Origin of the sequence: Candidatus Bartonella washoeensis Sb944nv, assembly GCF_000278135.1 — a bacterium.
In the GTDB taxonomy this organism is placed as follows: Bacteria; Pseudomonadota; Alphaproteobacteria; order Rhizobiales; family Rhizobiaceae; genus Bartonella; species Bartonella washoeensis.
Genome location: NZ_JH725022.1, coordinates 601613 through 602355, shown reverse-complemented (window position 1 = coordinate 602355; position 743 = coordinate 601613). Strand labels below are relative to the sequence as shown.

Here is a 743-nt window from a genome sequence, read left to right as displayed (position 1 = left end):
CTCCATACAAAATGTGTTTTATAAAATTGCTGTTTTCCAATAAGCGGGGGGAGAAAGATGTGTAAAAATAGAACCACAAAAAAAATCCTTGGGCTGGTTTATGTTTGATGAACAATGACGAATTGGATTTATGCCTCTGTATTCGCTCTCTAAAACCACATACATTAAACGCCCCTGATCTTGTTATGCACCACAGTTCACCAAATCTTCCAAATAAAAAAATTGAAGTGCATATTCCCGTTCCTTCCTTAGCTCCTGCTAAAGCATTTCAGAAAAATCAACATATTAATGATCTTATTTCCTAATCTCTTTTGCTTTTAATTAGTTTTTCAAGTGTTTTATTTGTACTAAAAATTATTTCGTTTATTTCACTTATCTTTTTTGTTATCTCCCGCCTTGTTTTAAAAAAACAATAAATATTATAAAATAAATACAGGTTACTAATTATGAAAATAACAATTGATACCAATAGGATTATATATATCGACATTTCTCTCCTCGCTTAAGAAAACCTATAATCATTGTAGTTGAACATACCTCATGTAATGAGCCAGAAGAGACGCTTGAAACTAAGTTTTGTCTTGGTTTTTTCCGGTGGACAAATGAACAAAACGATATTTTCAACAAAACGTTTTCAAAGGAAAAATGCCCTTATGAATAGTACTAACAACTAAAGCCATACCCCGAACTCCTTATAATATCGAAGTTTCTCCCATATTCGTCGTGGCCAAGGTAGAGACTTC

At 32.4% G+C, this 743-nt stretch carries 1 protein-coding gene; it reads left to right on the top strand.

Translation table 11 applies throughout. The features are described from left to right. The first annotated feature begins 107 nt into the window (after positions 1 to 107). Positions 108 to 305 carry a hypothetical protein gene (locus tag MCQ_RS02495; RefSeq protein ID WP_006923352.1) on the top strand — a complete coding sequence of 66 codons (198 nt, stop codon included), beginning with the start codon at positions 108 to 110 and terminating at the stop codon, positions 303 to 305. The last annotated feature ends 438 nt before the right edge of the window (positions 306 to 743 follow it).

What these genes read in the sequence shown, in the direction of transcription:
- MCQ_RS02495 (WP_006923352.1), top strand. Translation starts at nt 108, where the DNA reads ATGAACAATGACGAATTGGATTTATGCCTCTGTATTCGCTCTCTAAAA.